Origin of the sequence: Rhizobium sp. BK619, from assembly GCF_014195245.1 — a bacterium.
Classification (GTDB): Bacteria; Pseudomonadota; Alphaproteobacteria; order Rhizobiales; family Rhizobiaceae; genus Rhizobium; species Rhizobium acidisoli.
This window is the reverse complement of record NZ_JACIBH010000022.1, coordinates 16351-40808: the sequence shown is the minus strand read 5'-3', so window position 1 is coordinate 40808 and position 24458 is coordinate 16351. Positions and strand designations below refer to the sequence as shown.

Sequence of the window (24458 nt, the reverse complement as noted above, 5' to 3'; positions counted from 1 at the left end):
GTGCCGCCTTCATTGGCCGCCTTCAGATCGGCGATGCCCTTCTTGCCGCAGGCGTCGAAGTCGGTGTCGGGAACGTCGGTGCGGGCCGGCACCGACCCCTTGACGACGTTGAAGGCCGACTGGAAGCTCTTCGACAGCGTCGCGGTCGCCAGCGCCACCTGGGCCGCCTTGCGGTCGTCGGGGACGTTGAACATGCCGAACATGTCGGAGTTGTAGACGACGCTGCCTTCGGTGCCGGGGAAGCGGTAGCAGAGGAAGTCCTTGTCCGGGGTCTTCTTGGCGGCGACGAATTCGCCCTTGGCCCAGTCGCCCATCACCTGCACCAGCGCATCACCCTTGATGACCATGGCGGTCGCCAGATTCCAGTCGCGGCCGGAGAAGTTCGGATCGACATATTTGATGATCGTCGCCAGATTGTCGAAGGACTTCTTCATCGTGTCCGACTTCAGCGAAGCCTCGTCGAGATCGTTGAAGGCCTTCTTGTAGAATTCCGGCCCGCCGGTCGACAGCACGATGGAATCGAACATCGTCGCTTCCTGCCAGTTCTGGCCACCGAGCGCCAAGGGGATCACACCTGCGGCCTTGGCCTTGTCGAGCAGCGCGATCAGATCATCGAAAGTCTTCGGCTGGGTGCCGCCGATCTTGTCCATCACCGCCTTGTTGATCCACAGCCAGTTGACCGAGTGCACGTTAACAGGGGCTGCGACCCATTTGCCGTCATAGACGGAAAACTTCTGCAGCGCCGCCGGCACCGACTTGTCCCAGCCTTCCTTCTTCGCCGTCTCGGTCAGGTCACCCATGACGCCGGCCTGGGCATAATCGAGCACGGTATAGCCCAGCATCTGCGAGGCTGTCGGATAAGTGCCGGCCGCAACCATCGCCTTCAGCGCCGTCATCGCCGCATCACCGCCGCCGCCGGCCACCGGAACGTCCTTCCAGGCAAAACCTTCCTTCGACAGATCCTGCTTCAGGACGTTCAGTGCCGCTGCCTCGCCGCCGGATGTCCACCAGTGCAGCATCTGAACTTCCTTCACGTCGGCTGCGCGGGCGGAGACATGCGCGCCGGCCAGAGCCAATGCGATCATCGCCGTCGTGGTCAAAAACCTATTCATCGAAGAACCTCCCAGTTCCCTCTTGGAAGATGCAGGACCATTCCCGCATCCGATCACCCGCCCTCCTCGGGCGTAGTTTCCTTACCGGCTAAGCCGGCTTTTCCGTCTGCGGCATCCACCAGTTGGTGCGTTTGCCGATATGCATGTTCAGCGTCTTGGTCTCGGTGTAATCCTCCACCGCATGGCGGCCGAGTTCGCGGCCGAGACCGCTCTGCTTGTAACCGCCGAAGGGAAGCTCCGAGGCGCCGTCCATGAAGGTGTTCATCCAGACCGTGCCTGCCCGCACAGACCGGCCGATCGTCAGGCAGGTGTCGAAATCGCGGCTCCAGACACCGGCCGACAGGCCGTAGTCGATGGAGTTGGCGATGCTGATCGCTTCGGCCGACGTCTCGAATGTCAGGACCGACAGCACCGGGCCAAAGACTTCCTCGCGCGCCACCGCCATATCGGGGGTGACCGCTTCGAGGATCGTCGGCGACATGAACTGCCCCATGCCGAGGTCGAGCGTCTCGCCGCCATGGGCGACACGGGCGCCGCTGCTCCTGGCACCAGTGACATAGCCCGAGATCTTCTCCAGATGCTGCGGCGTAATGATCGCGCCGACCTGTGTGGAGGGATCAAGGGGATCGCCGACCTTCACTGCCTTCGACAGTTCGGCAATCCGGTTGACGACGTCTGAGGCGATCGATTTGTGCAGGATCAGCCGCGACCCGGCATTGCAGCACTCGCCGGCGTTGAAATAGGCACCGAAGACCGCGGCATCGATGAAGGCGTCGAGATCGGCATCCGGGAAAACGATCTGCGGGTTCTTGCCGCCGAGCTCCAGCGAGACTTTCTTCAGCGTCTGCGCGGCATTCGACATGGTCAGTTTTCCGACACCGGTCGAGCCGGTGAAGGAGACCATGTCGACATCGGGATGAGATGTCATGATCGCGCCGACCTCAGGTCCCGTACCGGTGACAATATTGACGACGCCATCCGGAACGCCGGCCTGCTGCAGAATTTCTCCGAGCACGAGCGTCGATCCCGATGTCAGCTCCGAAGGTTTGACGACGGCCGTGCAGCCCGCCGCAAGCGCGAAGGGCAGCTTCTGGCCGACGATCAGGAACGGGAAATTCCAGGGCGTGATGATCGAGACCACGCCGATCGCTTCGCGGAGCACGACGCCAAGCGTGCCGTCGCCGAGCATGTTGTAGCTCTCGCCGTGGAGATCGCGCGCCAGGGCCGCCGCATAGCGCCAGATGTCGACAGAGCCGGCAATTTCGCCCCGCACCTGCGTGATCGGTTTTCCGGCCTCGATGGCATCGAGAAATGCCAGTTCCTCCGCACGCGCTGCGATCAGATCAGCCGCCTTGAGCAGGATAGCGGAGCGTTCGGACGCGGTCATCCGCGGCCATGGTCCCTGGTCGAAAGCCTTGCGTGCGGCGGCAATGGCGCGCTCGGCATCATTCCTGCTGCCGGTCGGGAACCGGCTGACCACGACCCCATGGCTCGGTGCGACACGCTCGATCGGATCGGCGGCGCCGGCCTCCCATCTGCCGTCGATCAGCATCTTGAAATCACGCGCCTTGTGGTCGCTGAGCGCCGTGGGGTTGACGAGGACCGTCATTACCATTCTCCCTTGAACGTTGCCGGGCGCTTCTCGCTGAACGATGCGACGCCCTCTTTCAGATCGCCGGTCTTGGCGGCGAGGATCGAGCCCAGGGCTTCGACCGCGGTTCCGTTGTCCTCACCATTCGCCGATGCGATCATCAGCTTGGCGATCTCGACGGCAGCCGGCCCCCTTGCGGCAATCCACTGCGCATAATCCCTAGCGGCGGTCAGCGAGCCTCCCGAGGGAACGACCACATCGACGATACCGAGAAGGCGCGCCTCCTCGGCGGTGAAGATCTCGCCGCCCAAGGCCATGCGCCGGACGGCCTGCGCGCCGAAACGGCGCACGAGACGCTGGGTGCCGGACCAGCCCGGCACCATTCCGAGGCCGGTCTCCGGCAGGCCGATCTTGATGTGTTCTTCTGCGATGCGAATGTCGGCAACGCCTGCCAGTTCGAGCCCTCCGCCGAGGGCGTGGCCGTTCAGGGCCGCGACCAGCGGCACCCGGAGCGTCGCCAGCCGTTCGAAGATCCGGTGCCCGTGCCGAACCCAGGCATGGCCGAACTCCTGCGGCAGCATTCCGCCCCAGGCCTTGATATCGCCTCCGGCGGAAAAACCCTTTCCTTCGCCCGTCAGAACGGCAGCGCGCACGTCCGGGTTCGCCTCGACTACGTCGGCGGCATCCGCCAAGGCTTTCAGCATGTCGAGATCGAGCGCGTTCAGCTTCTCCGGACGAGAAATCGTCAAGGTCGCAACATGTCCGTCAATGTCGATCCTGACTGTTCCGCTAGCCATGGAAAGTACCCTCCAGCGTCCGCGCGCTTTTGGCTGGAAGCGACAGGCCGATGCCGGCCTCGCCGAAGAGTGCCGCATCCATGACCTTCAGGTCAGGCGCGACGATCAGCGGAAATTCGGACTGATCGAGGATCTGGGACTGAAGATCGACACCGGGCGCGATCTCGGTCAGCACGATGCCTTCGGGCGTCAGCTTCATCACGCACCGCTCGGTGACATAGACAATATCCTGCCCCTGCTCGATCGCCCGCCTGCCGCTGAAGGTGACATGTTCGACTTCGTTGACGAGCTTCTTCAGCTTGCCTTCTTTTTCAATGAGCAGAGCCCCGTCGGTGATCGAAAGCTTCGCTCCCGCGTTGAACATGCCTGAAAAGACGATCTTCTTTGCCCGCGCCGTGATGTCGACGAAGCCGCCGGCACCGGCCGTCACATGCGGCCGGAAGGAAAGTTTGGAGACGTTGACCGAGCCGTCCTTGCCGATTTCGAGAAAGGAGAGCAGCGACGCATCGAAGCCCGCGCCTTGAAAGTAAGTGAACTGATAGGGGGACGGCATATAGGCGTCGGCATTGGAGGCGCAGCCGAAGGCGAAGTCGAGCAGCGGCACCCCACCGACCGCGCCTTGCTCGATGACCCAGGTGACGGCGCCGTGGAGCCCCTCCTCCAGCAGAATGCGCGGCACGTTGGCCGAGATGCCGAAGCCGAGATTGACGCAGCTTCCCGCCTGCAGCTCCTGTGCGACGCGGCGGGCGATGACCTTCTGAACATTGAATTCCGGAACGTGGAAACTATCGAGCGGGCGGAAGATCTCTCCCGAAATCGCCGGATCGTACGCCGTCTGTGTCGTCTGCTTCTGATCAGGATCGACGACGATATAATCGACCAGCATGCCCGGCACCCGGACGTCATGCGGTTTCAGCGAGCCTTCCTTGGTGATCCGCTTGACCTGGGCGATGACGATGCCGCCATTGTTGCGTACGGCGAGCGCCTGATCGAGGCCGCCGAGATAGGCGCCTTCATGTTCGTATGTGAGATTGCCGCGCTCGTCGGCAGTGGTGGCGCGGATAATGGCGACCTGAGGGACGATCGAGGGGAAGAACAGCCAGTCGTCGCCCTCGAAGCTGACGCGCTTGACCACCTGTTGTTCCGAAGCCAGTTCGTTCATCGCGCAGCCCTGCCGCCGGGGGTCGACGAATGTGTCGACGCCGACCTTGGTCAGCACGCCCGGCCGCTTGGCGGCGGCTTCGCGATGGATGTCGAACAGGATGCCGGAGGGAATGTTATAGGCCGGGATCTCGTTGTTGGTGATCATCTGCCAGATCAGCGGCGGCTCGGACGATGACGGCCCGGACGGATAGGAGCCACCGATGATGCACTTGAGCAGGCCCTTCCTGGCGATGTAGTCGACGCCCTTGATGCCGCTCATGTCGCCGGCGGCGATCGGATGAAGGGTGGTGAGATCGCGGGGATGGCCGGTCGCCTCGAAACGCTCGCCGATCGCCTTCAGCATGAGGTCCGGGCAACCGAGACCGCTGGAAGACGATACCGTGACGACGGCGCCATCCGGGATGAGCGCGGCCGCTTCGGCTGGGGTGAGATGCTTCTTCATATGCATTACTCAGCGTCCTGTTTCGATTTTACGCTCTTGCCGGCCTTTGCCGGCGCGGTCTTGCCGGCGCCGCAGCTTTCGCGAACGACCAGCCGAACGGCTGTCGTCACCGTCTCCGCCTCGGCCTTGCCGGCATTGATCTGCTTGAGCAGCATCTGCGCGCCGCGGCGCCCGATGCCCTGTGGGTCGACCGAGACCGTCGTCAGCGCCGGAACCGCCGCCTGAGCCTCGATGACGTCGTCGAAGCCCACCACGGCGAAGTCGGCGCCAGGCTCCAGGCGGCGCGCCCGCAACCCGTCGCAAACGCCGAAGGCCACGGCATCGTTGAAGCAGACGGCCGCAGACGGCCGCCGGCCAAGCGCGATTGCTTTTCCGATCGCCTCCACCCCGCCGGCTCGCGACGGCGCCGATGCGACGACGAGTTCTTCGTGATAATCGAGCCCGGCCGCCTCGACGCCGCTGCGATAACCGGCAAGCCTGTCGTCGAAGACGGCAGTGTCGGGAAAACCGCCGAGAAAGGCGATGCGCTTGTGGCCGAGCCCAGCCAGATGCTTGACGGCCGACATCATACCGGCCCGGTTGTCGGAAACGATGGACGAGACTTTGGCGCCGGGCAGGTTTCGAACGACGACCACGACTGGAATCCCTGCCGCAACGAGCGGCTTGAAGTCGGCGGCATCGGTGGCGCGGGCCGGCGAGACGATGAGGCCGGAAATGCCGTGCTCGCGCATCGAGGCGACAACCTCACGCTGCCTGTCGATGCTCTCGCCGGTGTTCGACAGGAACTGCACGAAGCCGGCCGACTGGACGACCATATCGACGCCGACCGCCAGCTCCGCAAAAAAGCTGTTCGTCAGGTCGTTGACGACAACGCCGATAATCTTCGATTTGGCACCGGCCTGGCGAAGATTGGCGGCGCCGCGATTATAGACATAGCCGAGTTCGCGCATCACGGCATTGACCTTGGAGCGCGTCCCCTCATTGACCAGGGAGGAGCCCTGCAACACCAGCGACACCGTCGACTTGGAGACGCCGGCGGCCTTTGCGATGTCAATGACGGTTACCCGCGCCTTTGTCATTTCCCTCTCCGACCATCACGTCGACTGATGGATAAATATTTGGAACGTTCCAATTATGTCAAGAGAAAATTTGCGCAGGCGCCATTCATGCTAACGTTTTAAGCCAGATCTCCCGACTCCTAATATGGAAATCCGCATTCAGAAAATTGGAACGTTCTAAATTGGGAGGCACGTGAGAGTCCGCCGACATTCTCGGGCACGAGAAAGCTTACGTGTTTTTGCGATAGCACGAGGTCAATCCGAGGCTGGTATTTTTCACCGCATCGACTACAAGTCGAAATGAAGCGTCTGCCAAAACAGCGATCGTGACCTGAGTATATTTGTCAAACCTATTGAGTTTTTTATGAAAATTTTCAGAGCTTTTCGTGCTCGTCGCCCCATTTGCGCAGCCACGTTGGGATTTCTATTCGGTCCGGATTTGGTTATGGCCTATCTCGGGCGCGGCTGGAATGCCATCGCTTACTCTATCGGCGGCGTCTGCATCTTTATCGCGCAACTCTGGTTGCTTGATGCTCCTTCGACCGCTGCTTTTGGGTATTTGCTGATCTCTGCCTGGCGTCTGATCGGCCTGTTGCATGGCTATCGCACGGCAAGGAAGATGCCCGCGAACATCGTGTTTCCCTGGTACTCGCGGTGGTACAGTCTCGCTCTGATCTTTTCGATTGTACCGCTCACCTTGGCGATGCTGGTTCGCAGTTTCCTCTTCCAGCCATTCACGATCCCGTCGAGTTCCATGTTGCCGAACTTGCGAAGCGGCGACTACATGTTCGCGCAAAAATACGTCTACGGGTACAGCCGCTATTCGTTCCCTTACGGATTTGGACCGGAGCATCGTATGTTTGGACATGGACCGGACCGAGGAGACGTTGTCGTATTCCGGGGGTCGATGAATCCAGGGGGCGATTTCGTGAAACGCGTCGTCGGTCTGCCGGGTGACCGCATTCAAATGAAATCCGGTATTCTCTACTTGAATGGCAGCGCCGTTGAGCGCGAACCGGTGGGTGATTTGACCTATCAGTCAGTAACTGTGCATGCATTTAAAGAGACGCTGCCATCCGGCCGCAGCTATACGATCGTTGAGCAGGTGGACGACGCCCGTGGTGACAACACCAAGGAATTCATTGTCCCAGACGGGCATTATTTCGTGCTGGGTGACAATCGTGACAACAGCCTGGATAGCCGCTTCGATATGGGGTTCGTCCCAGACGACAACATCTATGCGAAGGCAGCGCTCCTGCTTTTCAATTCCGAGGATAAATCGCGGCAGGCGTCGTGGATCCAGTAGGCTTGAAGCGTACCCATCCTCTGGGAAGGCGGGTTCCCTCTGGACGGGGAGTCCTTGCCATCGGTGGTTGCTCTGAACGATGTACAGTGCCCCCTCTTCAAGTGAGGAAGTCCGATCGATAGCCATTAGCGAAACTTTATCGTTTCTGACGAATGCTACGAATACGTGCAACGTGCCAGATCTGAAGCAGGGCCGGATGATGCCACATTCGTTTGAATCCATTCTGGAGAACCTGCCGCAAGGCATTGTTCTCCTTGATCCTGCCAGCAGGGTGACGGCTTTCAATTCCCGCACACTTGCTATTCTCGGGCTGCCGGATGGAGCCATCGGCAAAGGAATGAATATCGACGGACTGCCGGGCACCGCCGATTGCCGCGCGGCCGCATGCAGGCAGTCGACGACCGGCAGGCCGCACACGTCTCAGTTTGCGCTTTCCGACGGACGGATGGTCTCAATGACCTGCGCCCCATCGAAAGAGGGAGGCTGGATCCTCAGCTACGAAGACATCTCGACCCTGATCCGCGTCGAAGACAGTCTCACCGAACAACATCACCGGTTCGACGCAGCACTCAGCAACATGCCGCACGGCCTATGCATGTTCGATTCGACGAAGAAGCTGATCCTGTGCAACACAGCCTACGCGCGGATGTACAATCTGCCGGATCTCCTGACGCAACCGGGGACGCCGCTTGTCGATATCCTGGCCTATCGCGGCCGCGAGGGAAATGGCCCGGCCGACACCGCTACCTATTTCGATGTGGTGTTCGAAGCAACGGCGCGCGGCGCGGTGGCCAGCCAGAATATCGTGCTCGTTGACGGCCGCGTTATCAAAATCACCCACAATCCGATGCAGAACGGTGGCTACGTGGCCACCCACGAAGACGTCACCAAAACAGTGCGGCTGACCGAAGAGCTGCGCCGGCATCATGATCAGCTCGAAACGACCGTGCAGAGCCGCACAGCCGAGGTCGAGCGGCAGGCGCGGGAACTCGAGCGAATGCTTGCGCAGGAGCGAAACATCAACGAATTGCAGCGGCAGTTCGTGGCGATGGCCTCCCATGAATTCCGAACGCCGCTGGCCATCATCGACGCTGCCGCCCAGCGGCTGCTGCGCAAAAGAGGAGCAGTCGAGCCCGAATTCTTGAGCGACAAGGTCGATCAGATCCGCGCATCGGTGAACCGGATCGTCGACCTGATGGAGAGTATCCTCTCGGCCGGGCGCCTCGACACCGGCAAGATCGATATCAGCTATGACGCCTGCGCCTTGCGATCATTGATCAGAAGCTGTTGCGAGCGGCAGTCGACGATCGCCAAGACGCACAGCTTCGTGCTGGATATCGACGGACTGCCGGAGTTCATCGATGCCGATCCCCGAACTTTGGCGCAGGTCTTTACCAACCTGCTGTCCAACGCCGTCAAATACGCGCCCGGAACCTCGGAAATTCGCGTCACAGCCTGGGAAGAGACGGGAAGCGTCAAAGTTTCGATCAGCGATGACGGGGTGGGGATCGATCCCGAAGACGTGCCGCGGCTGTTCCAGCGCTATTTTCGGGCCGGGACGTCGACGGGAATTGCCGGGACGGGCATCGGCCTCAACCTGGTGAAGCAGATCGTCGAGCTGCACCACGGCTCGATAGAGGTTCGAAGCGCAAGAGGCTGCGGATCGACATTCACCGTAACCCTTCCGATCAAGCGAACCGGTAACGCTTCTGAGAACAGCGACGCCGCCTGACATTTCAGGATTGCTGTCCTCAATATCTACCCTATCCTTCTCGCTATAGAGGAGGACCATGCCATGGCTTTCATTCACACCCCCAATGCATCCGCCAGCGAGAAGACGACGTCGATGTATGCGTCGGCCGTGGCGAATTATGGTTATCTGCCGAACATGTACCGCGCCTTCGGACACCGGCCGGAGGTGATGGAGAACTGGGCAGCGCTGCTCTCGAGCATTCGCGGACATATGAGCCTCAGGCGCTATGAGCTGGCGACGCTGGCGGCGGCCAAGGAGCTGAAATCCTCCTATTGCATGCTGGCGCACGGCTCGGTGCTGCTACGCGAGGGTTTTACCAGCGACGGGCTGACGGCCGTCGTCAACGAGACGGAGAAAGCGCCGATCGATGCCGGCGAAAGGGCGATCATGGCCTTTGCCGCCAAGGTGGCGCGCGACGCGACGTCGATCACCCAGCAGGATATAGACGGGCTGAAGAAACACGGGCTGAGTGATGCCGAGGTCTTCGACGTCACGGCGGCGGCAGCGGCCCGGTGTTTCTTCTCGAAAATGCTGGATGCGCTGGGGGCTGCACCCGATCACGCGTATATCGAGCGGCTGGAGCCGAATGTCAGAAAGGCGCTCAGCGTCGGTCGGGAGGTCGAGCGGCCTCTGGCGCCGTCACCCTCGCGTGGCACATCGCAATGATCCGGACGGCGAGGACGTGAGGCCTCTGCCTCGCGGCCCTACTCCTGCGGCTTGTCTGCGAAATGCCGGATCGCAAATTCGGCGATATTCTGGCTCGACCGGTCGGCATCGTCGAGCAGCGACGGAAACAGCTGCCACTGATGCGGCATGCCCGGCCAGATCTCGGTGGTGACATCCACCCCGGCCTGACGCGCCTTGTCGGCGAGCCGCAGCGTATCGTCCAGCAGCACTTCGCCGGAGCCGACCTGCAGCAGCAGCGGCGGAAAGCCGGTCAGGTCGGCATAAAGCGGCGATGCCTGGGGATCGCTCGGCGACCGGCTGCCGAGATAGGCCTTGCGCAAGGTCTCGATCGTCGCCCTGCCGACCAGCGGATCGCTGTCGGCATTCGATGTCATCGATCCGCCGGTCGCGGCAAGATCGGTGATGGGGCTGAGCGCAATGACCGCCGCCGGCAGCGGCTTTGCCGCCTGCCTCTGCCGCAGTACCGTCTCCAGCGCGATATTGCCGCCGGCGCCGTCTCCCGCCACGACGACATTCTCGGCGCGATAGCCGTTGTCGAGAAGCCAGCGATAGGCCGTCAGCGCGTCATTGATCTGGGCGGGATAGGTATATTCGGGCATCAGCCGATACTCGATCAGAAGCACGTCGCTGGATGCGGCCTTGGCGAGCGAGCCGGCAAGCAGGCTGTGCGTGCGGATGGAGCCGCCGGAAAAGCCGCCGCCATGAATATAGAGGATCACCCTTTGGCCGATCGGATGATGAAGACGGGCGGGCCACATCAGCTCGGCATCGACGCCGTCGGCATCGACCTGCCGGACCTGGATGCGTGTCGGCCCCGGCGTCGTTTCCATCAGCGTCCGGAAGGCTGTCCGCCGCTGCTGCAGGCCATCAGCGCCGGTGAAATGATCCTTCCAGAGGCCGACGAGTTTTTCGACCTGATCGCGCGAGGCCTGGCTTTGCGGTTCAATGTCCTTTCCGGCTGCCGCCGAGGCCAGCAGCATCACCGCAGCGAATGCGGGCAACAGACCGCCGAGCCGCTTTGATGCGCTTCGTTTGACAGCTGGCAAAATCCGACCGTTCATCAACCTCTCCCGATGATGCTGGCCATCGCGGCCATGGCAGCATCATTGGCCAGTTCATGCGCTGGAGTCAAAAGGGTGAGGGATGCGAATCCTGAGCTTTTTTACTCGGCTTTCATCGCATCGATGACCGCCCTGAAGCCCGCCGACATGTGGCGTCGGCTCGGATAGTAGAGATAGAGCGGCTCCTCCGGCTGGCACCAGTCGTCGAGCACCTGGATCAGTTCTCCGTCGGCGATCGCCTTCTCCACCCGCGGCTCCCAGATATAGGCAAGGCCGACGCCGCCGAGCGCTGCCTGCAGCATCAGTTCGTGATCATCGAGCGACAGCGGTCCTGTCGGCTGAAAGCTGACCGTCTGGCCATCCTTCTCGAACTCCCAGGCATAACGCGCGCCTGACGGAAACATGTTCTGGATGCAAAGATGGCGCTTGAGATCGTGCGGCGTCGCCGGCTTCGGCCGGACCTCGAAATAGGCAGGCGAACCGACGACGACCAAGCGGATGCGCTGCTTGATGCGCAGCGCGATCATGCCTTCGGTCACCCGTTCGCCGAAACGGATGCCGGCATCGAAGCCCTCCTCGACGATATCGACCAGCCTGTCGGTCGCGTTGATCTCCAGCTGCAGATTGGGATTGCGTTGGAGCAGCGGGGCAATGACGCGGCCGATGACGAAGGGGCCGATCGAATTCGGCACGTTGATCCTCACCTTGCCGAAGAGCGTGTCTCGGTAACGGTTCAGCGCATCGAGCGCTGCCGCCATCTCGCCGAAGGCCGGGTCGAGATGCGAGATCAGCAGTTCGCCGGCCTCGGTCAACGAGACGCTGCGCGTCGTGCGGTTGAGCAGGCGAATGCCGATCCGGTCTTCGAGGTTGAGCACCGCATGGCTGATCGCCGAGGCGGTCACACCCCTCTCCTCGCCGGCTTTGCGAAAACTCCTATGCCGGGCAACGGCCGCAAAAGCCGCGAGTTCGGACAGTTCGGTGGCCCGCATTACTGAATATTGCTCATCATAGTTTCAATAATAACAAATCTTATACAGCAACGGGTTTTCGGTCAAATTCAACCCGTCAGCACAGAGATGCGACGCCGAGACAACCAAATAGTCCTCGAAAGGAATTCGTCATGAAAGTCTGGTTCATCACTGGTGCATCCCGCGGCTTTGGCGCGCTGATGACCAAAGAAGCCCTTGCCGCTGGCGATGCCGTCATCGCCACCGCCCGCAACCCGAAGACCGTCACCGAGCAGTTCGGCAATCATCCGAACCTCCTCGCTGTCGCGCTTGACGTCACCAACGAGGTCCAGGCGAAAGAGGCTGCGGCAGCCGGCGTCGCTCGCTTCGGCCGCATTGATGTTCTCGCCAACAATGCCGGCTACGGCCTGCTCGGCGCCGTCGAGGAGGCCACGGCCGATGAGATCGAAAAACTCTATGCCACGAATGTCTTCGGCCTTCTGAAGGTGACGCGCGCCGTGCTGCCCTATCTGCGGCGCCAGCGTTCCGGCCACGTCCTGAACTTCTCCTCGATCGGCGGTTACTTCGGCTATCCCGGCTGGGGCGTCTACGGCTCGACGAAATTCGCCGTCGAAGGCCTGTCGGAATCGATGGCCGCCGAACTCGAACCCTTCGGCATCAAGGTGACGATCGTCGAGCCCGGATTCTTCCGCACCGACTTTCTCGCCGATACCTCGCTGGCGGTGAGCCCGGCCTCGATCGCCGATTACGAAGGCACGCCGGCCGGCAACATGCGCAATTTCGCCGCCGACGCCAATCATGCCCAGCCCGGCAACCCCGCCAAGCTCGCCGCCGGCATCATGACAATGGTCAATTCGGCCAACCCGCCGCTGCGCATGCCGTTCGGCAGCGACACGGTGGCGATGATCGAAGCGCAGCATGCGAGCGTCGAAAAGGAACTTGCCGGCTGGCGTGAACTTGCCGTCTCCACGGATTTTCCCAGCGATGCGACGGCCTCGGCCTGATACCCAAGACTATAACCTGCGCCGCTTTCCGGATATCGGGGTGCGGCGCAGGTTCGCTCGTGACCAGAAGGCCGACCGCCTCACTTCATTTGCCGACCTGCTCGGCCCAGTTCGGCGTCTTGCCGCCGCCATCGAGGAAAGTCATCGCCACGTTCGCCATGAGCGGCGAAGCGAAGGTCTCGTAGTGAGTGAGATCCGGCAGGATCGCCAGCCGGTTCTTCGACATGTTCTCCCGCATCCAGCCCGCATCGCGCAGACCGCCGCCGAGCTTGTGATAGAAGTCGATTATATGCTCGGGGCGGATCATATCGGCGTCGCCATAGATCAGCATCACGGGCATGGTGAGCTTGGCGACGGCATCGCTATAATCCTTGGGTTCGCGCATCAGCGCACCCATGGCGTCGAGCAGCTTCGGAAATTCGGACACGTCGGGCGCCACCGCCTTGTAGGAGAGGAACATCGGCGTGTCCTTCATCATCTCGGCCATGCCGGCGCCGACGGCCGCCTGCTGCGGCAGCATCTCCGGGAAGAAGCCGTTCTGCGCATAGGGCGCCGAGAGGATCACCAGGCGGCGCACCTGGTCGGGTGCATTCGCCGCCATGTTCAGCGCCACTCCGCCGCCGAAGGAATAACCGAAGACGTCGAGCTTGTCGTAGCCGAGTTGCTTCACCAGGATTGCGAGATCGGCGCTGATTGCCGCAAGGTCGATCGGCCGATTGCCGAGCGGCGTGCGGCCATGGCCCTGCAGATCGACGGCGATCACCTGCCGGTGGTCGGCGAAAACGGGCATGACCGGCGCGAACATCTCGATCTGCCCGAGGCCGCCGTGCAAAAGCAGCAGCGGTTCGCCCTCCCCGCGGATTTCGTAATAATAGTCGATACCGTTGACCGGCACGCTTCCCTTCCTGACGATCGGCGCGACCGCCTTATCCTCGCTCGCCGGCGCGCCGCCGGCGCCCGCCATATCGGGCGCGGCCAGGAATGCGGCAGCGGTTGCGATCATCGAAATCAGCCTCATCTTCGACATGTCCTTGCTCCGTTTTTGCATCGATACCGCAAGGACGGCGACGGCCAGGCTTTCCCGACACTGCACTTCGAAATTTGCCGATTCAGCCTTTATGCAATTCTTATATTTTCATTCGTCGCCCCGAATGGATTTCCTACCGCAGGCGGCAGTAGGCTTCTGCCATCACTGCAAAGGTCAGACGCCATGCGAGATATCATGTCTTCCGGTTTCCACCCTCTTCGCCCGTACAGGATCACGCGAGGCAGCCGGCAGATGCGCGAGAAGCGCACGGCCCAGGCGCTGATGTTCTTCGGCGTCGTGCTCGCCTGTGTCGAACTCTACATCATCCTTGGCACGCTCTGAGGCCGCCATGGAGACGGCCAGAATGCCACGCCTTGCTGGCGCGATCACCGCCCTCGTCACGCCGTTTCGCCATGGCAGGCTCGACAGGCCGGCGCTTCAGGCGCTTGCGGAATGGCAGGTCCTCAGCGGCGTCGACGGGCTTGCGGTTTGCTCTGTTACAGGAGAAGGCCCCACGCTTAGGCCGCGGGAGCGCGCCGAGGTGATTGATCTCGCCATCCGCTCTGCTGCCGGCCGCGTGCCCATCATCGCCGCCACCGGCACCAACTCTACCGAAAGGACGATCGCGCTGACGCGGGAGGCCGAAGCGCTCGGTGCCGCTGCCGCACTCATCACCGTGCCTTATTATTCCAAACCCGGGCAGAAGGGCATCATTCACCACTTCGAGCAGGTGGTGGCCGCAAGCGGACTGCCTGTTATCGTCGACAATGCGCCGGCGCAGACGGCGAGCGACCTTTCAACGGAAACGCTCGGCCAATTGGCTGCCAACCCTGGGATTCTTGGGATTACCGACGCCACGGGCGATATCGCCCGATTCGCCGGCCTCTCGCCGTTCCTGCGGCAGCGCTTCCGCTTCTTTTCCAGACATGATCCTTCTGCGCTCGCCTTTACCATCGCCGGCGCGACGGCGTGATCTCGCCGGGAGCCAACGTGCTGCCGCGGCTCTTCACCTCGATGTACCGGGCGGCGCGGGCCGGAAACCTTTCGGCAGCGCTTTCGCTGCAAGATCGGCTACTGCCGCTCATTGCCGAGCTCGGGCCGGAGGGCGATCCGGCCGGCATTAAGCATGCGCTGCAACTGCTCCGCGGGCTTGAAGTCGTAATTCGCCTTCCGCTTGTCACCGCCGAGCCTGAGAGACGTTTTGCAATCGGCAAGGCGCTTGCACCTTTCCTTGACGAACGCGGCGGGACAATGGCGCTATCCATATGATATTTTTATGTTTCTCTACACATACCAAATGGAAACCCTATCCGTCCCGGCTTATTTTTTAAAGGTGACGCCGCCGCACCATCTAGCAGCGGTTGTGTGAGACTTCGAAAGGACAAACCGATGTCACGCCTGACTAAACCGAGTGCCGAAATCGCCCCGCTGAAACGTAGCCAGATCAGAATACTCACCGCCGATCCCTCCCATCAGATTCTCTCCGGCCTTGCCGCCATTGCGCCCCGGCTTGCGGTGACTATGGCTTTTGCCGGATTTGTGCAGATGACCTTCAACCTCATCTCCCGCTGAAGCATCGGAACAGAAGGATCATCATGATGGCAAACGCACAGCAACGTCGCAGCCTTCCGGCCAGCCCCTCCTCGCCTTCCACCCGCTTCACCGTCGGCCGCGACAGAAGCGGTCGCTGGATTGTCCACGATCGCGACGGCCTTGTCGGCGGGCTCTTCATCAATGAGGAGGCGGCCCTTCATTTCGCCGCCGGCGAATGCAACTGCACCTCCGCGGATATCTGCAGAGCGGCCGGAGGCATGATACTTGAATTCACGCCCTTTGCCCGCAGCAATGCGAATATCCACTAAACCCTGCCTATGCTCCCGCCCCTTTCCCGTGGCGGGAGCACGACGACATGAGCTCAGCGCGTAATTAGAGTCATAGAGCGTTCGTGGTGGACGCGCGGCACTCTATTGGCTGATTCCAACCTTTCCTTAACCGGCACGCTGGTAGAATCCGGTCGCAGAGACTTCAGACACAACGCGACCGATGCCGAAACCGAATTTCCGCTTTACCCATTACGATCTCAAGGAACAACGCGCCGGAACGATCGTCGAGGTGTCGTTGAATGCGGTAAACAACGTTCGGCTGATGACGGCGCCGAATTTCCAGCGGTTCACCGAGGTTCTCGATTTCAAATATATCGGCGGCGTGGCGCGCAAATCGCCGATCAAGATCGCCGTTCCGGAAAGCGGCCACTGGCATATCGTCGTCGATATGGAAGGCCATCACGGGCTGGCAGAATCATCCGTCAAAGTGATCGCCGCGCCGCCAAATCAGAAGGCGCCGCGCGCGTCTTGAAGGTTCAGCGCGGATTGCGTTCCCTGCGAAGTTTTTCCCACCATTCCAGCCGCTTGCGGATATCGCGCTCGAAGCCGCGCTCCGGCGGATCGTAGAAGGTCTGGCGGCCCATCTTCTCCGGGAAATAATCCTGGCCGGAAAAGGCGTCCGGTTCATCGTGATCGTAGCGGTAGCCCTCGCCGTAGCCTTCGCCCTTCATCAGCTTGGTCGGCGCATTGAGGATATGCTTCGGCGGCAGCAGCGAGCCGTTCTGCTTGGCGGCCTGACTAGCGGCCTTGAATGCGGTGTAGACGGCATTCGATTTCGGCGCGGTGGCGAGATAGACGCAGGCCTGGGCCAGCGCCAGTTCGCCTTCCGGAGAGCCGAGATACTCATAGGCATCCTTGGCGGCATTGCAGATCACCAGCGCCTGCGGATCGGCAAGGCCGATATCCTCCACCGCCATGCGCACCAGCCGCCGGCCGAGATAGAGCGGATCCTCGCCGGCATCGAACATGCGGGCGAGATAATAGAGGGCGGCATCGGGATCCGAGCCACGCACGGATTTGTGCAGCGCCGAGATCAGATTGTAATGGCCGTCCTGCGCCTTGTCATAGACCGGGGCGCGGCGCTGGACGATCCGCGTCAGGCCTTCGGTGTCGAAGCTCTCGCCCTCGCGCGCGGCCCGCCACACTTCTTCGGCAAGCGTCAACACCGCGCGGCCGTCGCCGTCGGCCATGCGGATCAGGCTGAGACGCGCTTCCTCGGTCAACGGCAGCGGCTTCTGCTCGATCGCCTCGGCGCGCTTCAGCAATTCCTCCAGGCTCTCCTCGTCATGCGACTTGAAGGTCAACACCCGGGCGCGCGACAGCAGAGCGGCATTGAGCTCGAAGGACGGGTTTTCGGTGGTGGCGCCGACGAGGATGACGGTGCCGTCCTCCATAACCGGCAGGAAACTGTCCTGCTGGGCGCGGTTGAAACGATGGATCTCGTCGACGAAGAGCAGCGTCTGACGGCCATCCATGCGCCGCAGGCGGGCTGTCTCGAACATCTTCTTCAGATCGGCGACACCGGAAAAGATCGCCGATATCTGTTCGAAAGCCAGCCCCGCCTCGCCCGAAAGCAGCCGCGCCACCGTGGTCTTGCCGGTGCCGGGCGGCCCCCAGAAGATCATCGAGCCGAGCGAACCGCTTTCGATCATCCTTTTCAGCACGCCGTCTTCACCGGTCAGATGTTCCTGACCGGTGACATCGGCAAGCGTCTTCGGCCGCAGCCGGTCGGCAAGCGGCCGCCTGGCGGCAACCTCCTCCGGAACGCGCGGCGCGAAGAGATCATTGCTCATCGGAAGAACTGCCGGATGCGCTGGCCGTCGCGCTCGATTTCCACCCGCCAGAGGCCGGGGTCGCTATCGGCGATTTGGGACAGCTCGCTGGTCGACTTCACATCGGTGCCGTTGATCGAGACGATGATATCCTTCGGCTCGAAACCGAGACGGGCGGCAGGCGAATCCTCCTTCACCTCAGATACGACGACGCCTGCCGATTCCGGCGGCATGCGCAACTCGTCGGCGACCCGCGGCGACAGGTTCTCGACGACAGCACCGCTGAAGGGGGTACGCCCGCCGATGGTGCGTTGGTCGCGCGGCGAAGTTTCCGGGGCGCGATCGAGCGTCAGCGGCACCTGCTCCTCGCGGCCGTTCTCGACGACGGTGAGCTTGACCGATTTTCCGAGACCGGCCGTCGTCAGCCGGTAAAGCAGCGCATCCGGATGTTCGACCGAAATACCGTCGACAGCGGTGACGATTTCACCGGCCTTCAGCCCGGCCTTGGCGGCCGGGCCGCCTTCCGAAACCTTGACGACCAGCGCGCCGCGCGCCTTGTTCAGTCCAAGCGCTTCGGCGACTTCCGAGGTCACCGCATCGAAACTCGCGCCGACATAGGGCCGCTCGAAGGATTTGACGCCGGCATCGGCCGAAGCGAGGAAGACCTTGACCAGATTGGCGGGGATGGCAAAGCCGATACCGTTCGAGCCGCCGCCGCGCGAGAAGATCGCCGTGTTGATGCCGATCAGCTCGCCTTTCATATTCATCAGCGCGCCGCCGGAATTGCCGGGATTGATCGAGGCGTCGGTCTGGATGAAGAAGCCGAACTCGTTCCTGACCACCTGGTTGCGGGCAAGCGCGGAGACGATGCCGCTCGTCACCGTCTGGCCGACGCCGAAGGGGTTGCCGATCGCCAGCACGAGATCACCGACCTCGACGGCATCGGAATTGCCGATCGGCAATGTCGGGAAGCTTTCCTTGGTGTCGATCTTCAGCACGGCAAGATCGACGCGGTCGTCCCGCAGCACCACTTTGCAGGGGAACTCTCGTCCATCAGGCAGCGCAACCTTGATATCGTCGGCGCCTTCGACCACGTGATTGTTGGTCACCACAGTGCCGTTCGCCTCGACGATGACGCCGGAACCGAGCGAGGACTGCTTTTCCGAGCGATTCGGCATCTGCTGGCCGAAAAACTGCTCGAAGAAGGGATCGCCGGCAAAGGGCGACTGCCGCTGGACGGTCTTTTCCGCATAGACATTGACGACGGCGCCCGATGTCTGCTTGACGAGCGGCGCGAAGGAGAGCTGCATCTGCATCTGGCTCTCGGGCACCGTCTTTGCCGTCTGCGCGTAAGCGGCAGCCGGCAGAAGGAGCGTCAGAGCGAGCAGCGAAACGGAGGCGTGTTTGAACAGGCCTTGCATGATTATCCCTTTTGAATCCTCTTGAGCAACGTTTTAGAGCATGATCCCGAAAAGTGTGAGCGGTTTTCGGACGACATCATGCTCTAACTATTTAGTTGCGAACAGGATTCAGATTTTAGGCCGAGCCGGCCTAAAATCATCCTGTTCTGCGGCCCGACGCTAGAAAGGAAAGAGGGCGGAAGCATGGAAGAATAAGGCAAGGGAATGGTCTGGAGGTCATTGTGAATCTGATTCAGGAAAATTGGCCATGCAACTGATATCCAAAGCCAAAATCTGGGCGAAGTCACTGAAGCGTGACATCGTCGCCCTATGGCTTGCCGCCCGGGACCCGCGCGTGCCTTGGCATGCGAAAGCGGTGGCCGGCGCCGTTGCGGCCTATGCGCTGTCGCCCGTCGATCTCATCCCCGATTTCATTCCCGTACTCGGCTACCTCGACGATCTCCTGATCGTGCCGCTCGGCATTCTGCTGGCGACGCGGCTTATCCCGACCGAGGTGATGAGCGAGCTTCGCGAGGAGGCGGCAAGACGCATCGAGCGCCCTTCCGGCCGGGCCGGACTGATCTTCATCCTTGCCGTCTGGCTTGCCTGCATCATCTTCCTGGCTCTGGCATTGCGCAAACTGGTTTGACCGGCAGCAACAGGAACAGGAATGATGACGGTAAGAGCGATGATGATGGGTTTTGGTTTTGCGATTTCGATCTTCGCATCGGATATGGCGCAGGCGGCGAGCTTCGACTGCGACGCGAAGGAATTGAAGCCGGACGAAAAGACGATCTGCGACAACCGCGCGCTCAACGATGCCGACGTGAAGATGGTGACGACCTTCGAACTGCTCTCCGGTCTGCTGGCGATGGGCGCACGCGGGACATTGCAGGACGAGCAGACCGCCTGGCTGAAGAAACGGCAGGAATGCGCGGCGGATGCCGTCTGCATCAAGGCTGCCTATGACGAGCGACTGAAGCAGCTCGGCGAGAGCTATAAAAACATCAACCGGCCGCTTTGAAAGCGACAGGTCGAAAAGACTATCGATTGACGCGCGTCAGCGGGCGTTCAGATCCCGCACGGCGCCGCGGTCCGCGCTCGTCGCGAAGGCAGCATAAGCCTTCAGCGCCGTGGTGACATTGCGCTTGCGCACTTCTGCGGGATGCCAGCCCTTGGCGTCCTGATCGGCGCGGCGGGCGGCAAGTTCGGCCTCATCCACGCGCAGGCTGATCGTGCGGTTCGGGATGTCGATATCGATCATGTCGCCTTCGCGCACCAGGCCGATCGTACCGCCATTTGCCGCTTCCGGCGAGGCGTGGCCGATCGAGAGGCCGGAGGTGCCGCCGGAGAAGCGGCCGTCGGTGATCAGCGCGCAGGCCTTGCCGAGGCCCTTCGATTTCAGATAGCTCGTCGGATAGAGCATTTCCTGCATGCCTGGGCCGCCCTTCGGACCTTCGTAACGGATGACGACGACGTCGCCGGCCTTCACCTCATTGGCGAGAATCGCCTTGACGGAGGCATCCTGGCTTTCGAAGACACGGGCCGGGCCGGAAAATTTCAGGATCGATTCATCGACGCCGGCCGTCTTGACGATGCATCCGTCGACCGCGAGATTGCCCTTAAGCACGGCAAGACCACCATCCCTAGAGAAGGGATGTTCGACCGAGCGGATGACGCCGTTCTGGCGGTCGGTGTCGAGTTCGTCCCAGCGGGCCGCCTGGCTGAAGGCAACCTGGGTCGGGATTCCCCCGGGTGCGGCACGATAGAAGTTGCGGACGGTTTCGCTGGTGGTGCGGGTGATATCCCAGCGGTCGATCGCATCGCCCAGCGTTTCGGCATGCACTGTCGGGCAATTGCGGTTCAAGAGACCGCCCTTATCGAGTTCTCCGAGGATCGACATGATGCCGCCGGCGCGGTGCACGTCTTCCATATGAACATCGCTCTTGGCGGGTGCGACCTTCGACAGGCAGGGCACCCGGCGCGAGAGCGCGTCGATATCGGCCATGGTGAAATCGATTTCGCCTTCATGGGCGGCGGCAAGGATGTGCAGGACGGTATTGGTCGAGCCGCCCATGGCGATATCGAGCGCCATGGCATTCTCGAAGGCCTGCTTGGAGGCGATGGTGCGCGGCAGCGCCTTGATATCGTCCTGCTCGTAGTAACGGCGGGCGAGATCGACGATCAGATGGCCGGCCTCGACAAAGAGGCGCTTGCGGTCGGCATGGGTTGCAAGCGTCGAACCGTTGCCGGGCAGCGACAGGCCGAGCGCCTCGGTCAGGCAGTTCATCGAATTGGCGGTGAACATGCCGGAGCAGGAGCCGCAGGTCGGACAGGCCGAACGCTCGATGGTCTGCACGTCCTCGTCGCTGATCTTTTCATCGGCCGCGGCGACCATGGCATCGACGAGGTCGAGTGCATGCGTCTTGCCGTGCAGTACGACCTTGCCCGCTTCCATCGGGCCGCCCGAGACGAAGACTGTGGGTATGTTGAGGCGCAGCGACGCCATCAACATGCCGGGGGTGATCTTGTCGCAGTTGGAGATGCAGACCATGGCGTCGGCGCAATGGGCATTGACCATGTATTCGACGCTGTCGGCGATGAGTTCGCGCGAGGGCAGCGAATAAAGCATGCCGTCATGGCCCATGGCGATACCGTCGTCGACGGCGATCGTGTTGAACTCCTTGGCAACACCGCCGGCCGCCTCGATTTCGCGGGCAACGAGCTGGCCGAGATCCTTCAGGTGCACGTGGCCGGGTACGAACTGGGTGAAAGAATTCACCACCGCGATAATCGGCTTGCCGAAATCCGAATCCTTCATGCCCGTGGCGCGCCAAAGGCCGCGCGCGCCTGCCATGTTGCGGCCGTGGGTCGTGGTTCTGGAACGGTAGGCTGGCATCGGTATCTTCCTCGACGTGTCGGAGATCATCAGGCGAAACGGGGCGGCATTGAGCCTGCGGCCGGGCAACGCTGCTGTTTGGAATTGTCCTAATCCAATCGGCGGGGGCTGTCACTACCGGCAAGGCCAAATCCGGTACGCTGCCTGGAGAAGCGCCTTGAGCGCCGTTGGTGATATTCGGTTCGGCGCGGTGTTCGGTTACAGCCTATTCCATCACAGCCGAACACAAAAAATTGGCTTCCCGTCGGTGATATTCAAGGCATAGACACTAAAGCGCGTTGCGATCTTTCAGATTCGCTCCCCGCGCTTTAGGCCTTTGTTTTTACGCATGTCGTTATCGCAAAACCGCTACACACTTTTGCGCGACATGCTTTAATCCCAATATGCGGGCGGTTCGTTTAGAGACTATATTCGGGAAACCCGCCCTGGAGGTTTTCGACATGCCCAGCTATCGCCCACCGAAGATCGCGTCGTCGGAGATCACGCCGCACCAGCTCTATCTGCGCCGCCGTGAATTCCTCGGTGCTGCAGCACTCGGCGCCATGGCGCTCTACGGCGCCGGCACAGCGAGTGCGGCCGCCCTTTCCGCCGTCGAAAGCAAATACAAAGTCGACGAGAAGCCGACGCCGATCAAGGACGTCACGACCTACAACAATTTCTATGAATTCGGCCTCGACAAGGGCGATCCGGCGGCGAATTCCGGCGATTTCAAGCCGCTGCCCTGGACGATCAAGGTCGACGGCATGGTCAACAAACCTGGCACCTTCGACCTCGAGGCACTGATCAAGGAATTCCCGATCGAGGAGCGCACCTACCGCATGCGCTGCGTCGAGGCCTGGTCGATGGTCATTCCCTGGGATGGCTTTCCGCTGGCATCGCTGCTCGACAAGGTGGAGCCGCTCGGCAGCGCCAAATATGTCGCCTTCGAAACCGTGGTGCGGCCGGAGGAAATGCCGGGGCAGAAGGGCTTCTTCCAGTCGCTCGACTGGCCCTATGTCGAAGGTCTGCGGCTCGACGAGGCGCGCCATCCGCTGACGCTGCTTGCCGTCGGGCTATATGGCGAAACGCTGCCGAACCAGAACGGCGCGCCGATCCGCCTCGTCGTGCCGTGGAAATACGGCTTCAAGGGCATCAAATCGATCGTCAGGATGACGCTCACCGACCAACAGCCGAAGAACACTTGGCAGGTGACCAATCCGCAGGAATACGGCTTCTACGCCAACGTCAACCCTGCGGTCGACCATCCGCGCTGGAGCCAGGCGAGTGAGCGGCGCATCGGCGAAAGCGGCTTCTTCGGCGCCAGCCGCCACCCCACCCTGCCCTTCAACGGCTATGCCGACGAGGTGGCGGGCCTTTATGCAGGCATGGATCTGAAGGCGAATTTCTGATGGCGGAATTGTCGCTCGCCATCCCGAAGCGCTGGCAACCCGCTTCCGTCTGGCTGCTTTATGTCGTCGGGCTCGTACCTGCGGCCTGGACCTTTTATCTCGGCGCGACCGATCAGCTCGGCGCCGATCCGGTCAAGACCTTCGAGCTCTTCCTCGGCATCTGGACGATCCGCTTCCTGATCGCAACCCTTGCCGTCTCCCCTGCCCGCGAACTCCTCGGCTGGAACTATCTGCGCTACCGCCGCGCGCTGGGCTTGCTGACCTTCTACTACGCGCTGATGCACTTTACCGTTTACATGGTGCTCGACCAGGCGATGGATATCCACGCTGTCGTCAACGACGTGCTGAAGCGTCCCTTCATCATGTTCGGCATGGCCGGACTTGCGATGCTCATACCGCTGGCGGTGACATCCAACAATTTCTCGATCCGCCGCCTCGGCAAGAGCTGGATCTGGCTGCACCGCCTCGTCATGATCATCGCCGCCTGCGGAGCGCTGCATTTCGCGCTCTCGACCAAGATCCTCGATCTCGAGCAATATATCTATGTCGGGCTGATCATCGCTCTCATCCTCTACCGCTCCTGGCGGCCGATCGCCCGCAGCCGGAAAAAGGGCCAGGAGCGGACTCGCAATCGCGCCATGGCGTCGGCTTCGTGAGGCGGAAAACTTAAGGCCGGGGCCTTATCGCCGCCCGACGGGCGGGATCGAAGGCGCAAGCCGCGGTGATCCCGATTGCATAGGCCAGCATGTTCCAGAGCGAAAAGACGCGGCCGAGCAGCAGCGCCCCTGCGGTCGTCAGCCGAAACGCATCGAGCCAGGGCGTATGATAGAGCCGGAACAACTCCACTGCGATCGCTATCGCCATAGCTATGACAGCAAGGATGGCCGGCCGTGAGCTTGCGACAAAGAGCGTCACGAGCAGATAGACCATCGCCCCCCAGAGCGCCGATGCGCCATAGTTGACGATGATGAAAGGCAGCTCGGCCGCGTAGCCAAACCGTCTGAGCAGCAGCCCGAGCGCGATAACCACAAGCACGGCTGCGAAACGAAATACCTGCTCTCCAGAACGTATTTGAATATTTTCGCGCAATTGAACATATCCCGTCAATCTCAGCCGATTTAACCGCCTACCGCGCGGGCACAAAAT

General features: G+C 61.6%; 23 protein-coding genes and 1 pseudogene. 12 read left to right on the top strand and 12 right to left on the bottom strand.

The genetic code is table 11. The features are described from left to right. The 5 genes from FHX14_RS31620 to FHX14_RS31600 all read right to left on the bottom strand — a co-directional run. The coding region (locus FHX14_RS31620) for an ABC transporter substrate-binding protein (protein WP_184381010.1) at window positions 1–1112 on the bottom strand (1112 nt) is incomplete at its 3' end. 88 nt (window positions 1113–1200) lie between these two features. Next, on the bottom strand, window positions 1201–2721 hold the full coding sequence (locus tag FHX14_RS31615) for an aldehyde dehydrogenase family protein (protein ID WP_003587157.1): 1521 nt from the start codon (window positions 2719–2721) through the stop codon (window positions 1201–1203). Continuing rightward, the gene (locus FHX14_RS31610) at window positions 2721–3500 is read right to left on the bottom strand and encodes an enoyl-CoA hydratase/isomerase family protein (protein ID WP_003587158.1); all 780 of its coding nucleotides are present in this window, start codon (window positions 3498–3500) and stop codon (window positions 2721–2723) included. The genes FHX14_RS31615 and FHX14_RS31610 overlap by 1 nt, the downstream gene beginning before the upstream one ends. Continuing rightward, window positions 3493–5106: an acyl CoA:acetate/3-ketoacid CoA transferase gene (locus FHX14_RS31605; RefSeq protein ID WP_172643297.1), complete on the bottom strand. Its 1614-nt coding sequence runs from the start codon at window positions 5104–5106 to the stop codon at window positions 3493–3495. Before FHX14_RS31605 ends, FHX14_RS31610 begins: the two co-directional genes overlap by 8 nt. A gap of 5 nt (window positions 5107–5111) precedes the next feature. Further along, a complete protein-coding gene (locus tag FHX14_RS31600; RefSeq protein WP_003587162.1) occupies window positions 5112–6185 on the bottom strand; it encodes a LacI family DNA-binding transcriptional regulator in 1074 nt (357 codons plus the stop codon). A 424-nt stretch (window positions 6186–6609) separates the two neighbouring features. Here FHX14_RS31600 and lepB point away from each other — a divergent pair, with 424 nt between their 5' ends. The 3 genes from lepB (at window position 6610) to FHX14_RS31585 (ending at window position 9889) form a co-directional block, all read left to right on the top strand. Next, on the top strand, window positions 6610–7470 hold the full coding sequence (lepB, locus tag FHX14_RS31595) for a signal peptidase I (protein WP_003587164.1): 861 nt from the start codon (window positions 6610–6612) through the stop codon (window positions 7468–7470). 196 nt (window positions 7471–7666) lie between these two features. Next, window positions 7667–9202: a PAS-domain containing protein gene (locus tag FHX14_RS31590; RefSeq protein WP_003587166.1), complete on the top strand. Its 1536-nt coding sequence runs from the start codon at window positions 7667–7669 to the stop codon at window positions 9200–9202. A gap of 63 nt (window positions 9203–9265) precedes the next feature. Beyond that, complete coding sequence (locus tag FHX14_RS31585) at window positions 9266–9889, top strand: hypothetical protein (protein WP_003587167.1); 624 nt, start codon at window positions 9266–9268, stop codon at window positions 9887–9889. A gap of 38 nt (window positions 9890–9927) precedes the next feature. Here FHX14_RS31585 and FHX14_RS31580 read toward each other — a convergent pair whose 3' ends face one another. Then, window positions 9928–10971, bottom strand: coding sequence for an alpha/beta hydrolase (locus FHX14_RS31580; RefSeq protein ID WP_003587168.1), 1044 nt, complete (start codon window positions 10969–10971; stop codon window positions 9928–9930). A gap of 101 nt (window positions 10972–11072) precedes the next feature. Further along, on the bottom strand, window positions 11073–11960 hold the full coding sequence (locus FHX14_RS31575) for a LysR family transcriptional regulator (protein ID WP_184381008.1): 888 nt from the start codon (window positions 11958–11960) through the stop codon (window positions 11073–11075). 131 nt (window positions 11961–12091) lie between these two features. Here FHX14_RS31575 and FHX14_RS31570 point away from each other — a divergent pair, with 131 nt between their 5' ends. Then, on the top strand, window positions 12092–12943 hold the full coding sequence (locus FHX14_RS31570) for an oxidoreductase (RefSeq protein ID WP_003587170.1): 852 nt from the start codon (window positions 12092–12094) through the stop codon (window positions 12941–12943). An 85-nt stretch (window positions 12944–13028) separates the two neighbouring features. On the opposite strand, the gene FHX14_RS31565 is transcribed toward FHX14_RS31570, so the two are convergent. Next, a complete protein-coding gene (locus FHX14_RS31565; protein WP_037073908.1) occupies window positions 13029–13970 on the bottom strand; it encodes an alpha/beta fold hydrolase in 942 nt (313 codons plus the stop codon). Window positions 13971–14319: 349 nt separating this feature from the next. Here FHX14_RS31565 and dapA point away from each other — a divergent pair. From dapA to FHX14_RS31545, 4 genes and pseudogenes are all read left to right on the top strand, one after another. Beyond that, window positions 14320–15239 (top strand): annotated as a pseudogene (gene dapA / locus FHX14_RS31560) (4-hydroxy-tetrahydrodipicolinate synthase). A gap of 96 nt (window positions 15240–15335) precedes the next feature. Then, complete coding sequence (locus FHX14_RS31555) at window positions 15336–15542, top strand: hypothetical protein (RefSeq protein ID WP_080589035.1); 207 nt, start codon at window positions 15336–15338, stop codon at window positions 15540–15542. A gap of 26 nt (window positions 15543–15568) precedes the next feature. Further along, complete coding sequence (locus FHX14_RS31550; protein WP_037073910.1) at window positions 15569–15832, top strand: hypothetical protein; 264 nt, start codon at window positions 15569–15571, stop codon at window positions 15830–15832. A 181-nt stretch (window positions 15833–16013) separates the two neighbouring features. Then, window positions 16014–16325 (top strand): DUF1883 domain-containing protein, encoded by a 312-nt coding sequence (locus FHX14_RS31545; RefSeq protein WP_003587179.1) that lies wholly within the window; start codon window positions 16014–16016, stop codon window positions 16323–16325. Window positions 16326–16329: 4 nt separating this feature from the next. Here the strand turns inward: FHX14_RS31545 and FHX14_RS31540 are convergent, their stop codons facing one another. Together FHX14_RS31540 and FHX14_RS31535 are read right to left on the bottom strand one after the other, a co-directional pair. Further along, complete coding sequence (locus FHX14_RS31540) at window positions 16330–17646, bottom strand: replication-associated recombination protein A (RefSeq protein ID WP_003587181.1); 1317 nt, start codon at window positions 17644–17646, stop codon at window positions 16330–16332. After that, entirely contained in the window at window positions 17643–19046 is a 1404-nt protein-coding gene (locus FHX14_RS31535; RefSeq protein WP_003587182.1) for a DegQ family serine endoprotease, read from the bottom strand. Before FHX14_RS31535 ends, FHX14_RS31540 begins: the two co-directional genes overlap by 4 nt. Window positions 19047–19293: 247 nt before the next feature. Here FHX14_RS31535 and FHX14_RS31530 point away from each other — a divergent pair, with 247 nt between their 5' ends. Further along, window positions 19294–19674 carry a YkvA family protein gene (locus tag FHX14_RS31530; RefSeq protein WP_003587183.1) on the top strand — a complete coding sequence of 127 codons (381 nt, stop codon included), beginning with the start codon at window positions 19294–19296 and terminating at the stop codon, window positions 19672–19674. Window positions 19675–19695: 21 nt separating this feature from the next. After that, the gene (locus tag FHX14_RS31525; protein WP_037073162.1) at window positions 19696–20049 is read left to right on the top strand and encodes a periplasmic protein; all 354 of its coding nucleotides are present in this window, start codon (window positions 19696–19698) and stop codon (window positions 20047–20049) included. A gap of 36 nt (window positions 20050–20085) precedes the next feature. On the opposite strand, the gene ilvD is transcribed toward FHX14_RS31525, so the two are convergent. Then, window positions 20086–21924: a dihydroxy-acid dehydratase gene (ilvD, locus tag FHX14_RS31520; RefSeq protein WP_003587185.1), complete on the bottom strand. Its 1839-nt coding sequence runs from the start codon at window positions 21922–21924 to the stop codon at window positions 20086–20088. A gap of 440 nt (window positions 21925–22364) precedes the next feature. Between ilvD and msrP the strand changes: the two genes are divergently transcribed. Together msrP and msrQ are read left to right on the top strand one after the other, a co-directional pair. Next, window positions 22365–23312 (top strand): protein-methionine-sulfoxide reductase catalytic subunit MsrP, encoded by a 948-nt coding sequence (gene msrP, locus FHX14_RS31515; RefSeq protein ID WP_003587186.1) that lies wholly within the window; start codon window positions 22365–22367, stop codon window positions 23310–23312. Continuing rightward, the gene (gene msrQ / locus FHX14_RS31510; RefSeq protein ID WP_003587187.1) at window positions 23312–23968 is read left to right on the top strand and encodes a protein-methionine-sulfoxide reductase heme-binding subunit MsrQ; all 657 of its coding nucleotides are present in this window, start codon (window positions 23312–23314) and stop codon (window positions 23966–23968) included. The genes msrP and msrQ overlap by 1 nt, the downstream gene beginning before the upstream one ends. 10 nt (window positions 23969–23978) lie before the next feature. Here the strand turns inward: msrQ and FHX14_RS31505 are convergent, their stop codons facing one another. Further along, window positions 23979–24401 carry a DUF2809 domain-containing protein gene (locus FHX14_RS31505; protein WP_003587189.1) on the bottom strand — a complete coding sequence of 141 codons (423 nt, stop codon included), beginning with the start codon at window positions 24399–24401 and terminating at the stop codon, window positions 23979–23981. Between the last annotated feature and the right edge of the window lie 57 nt (window positions 24402–24458).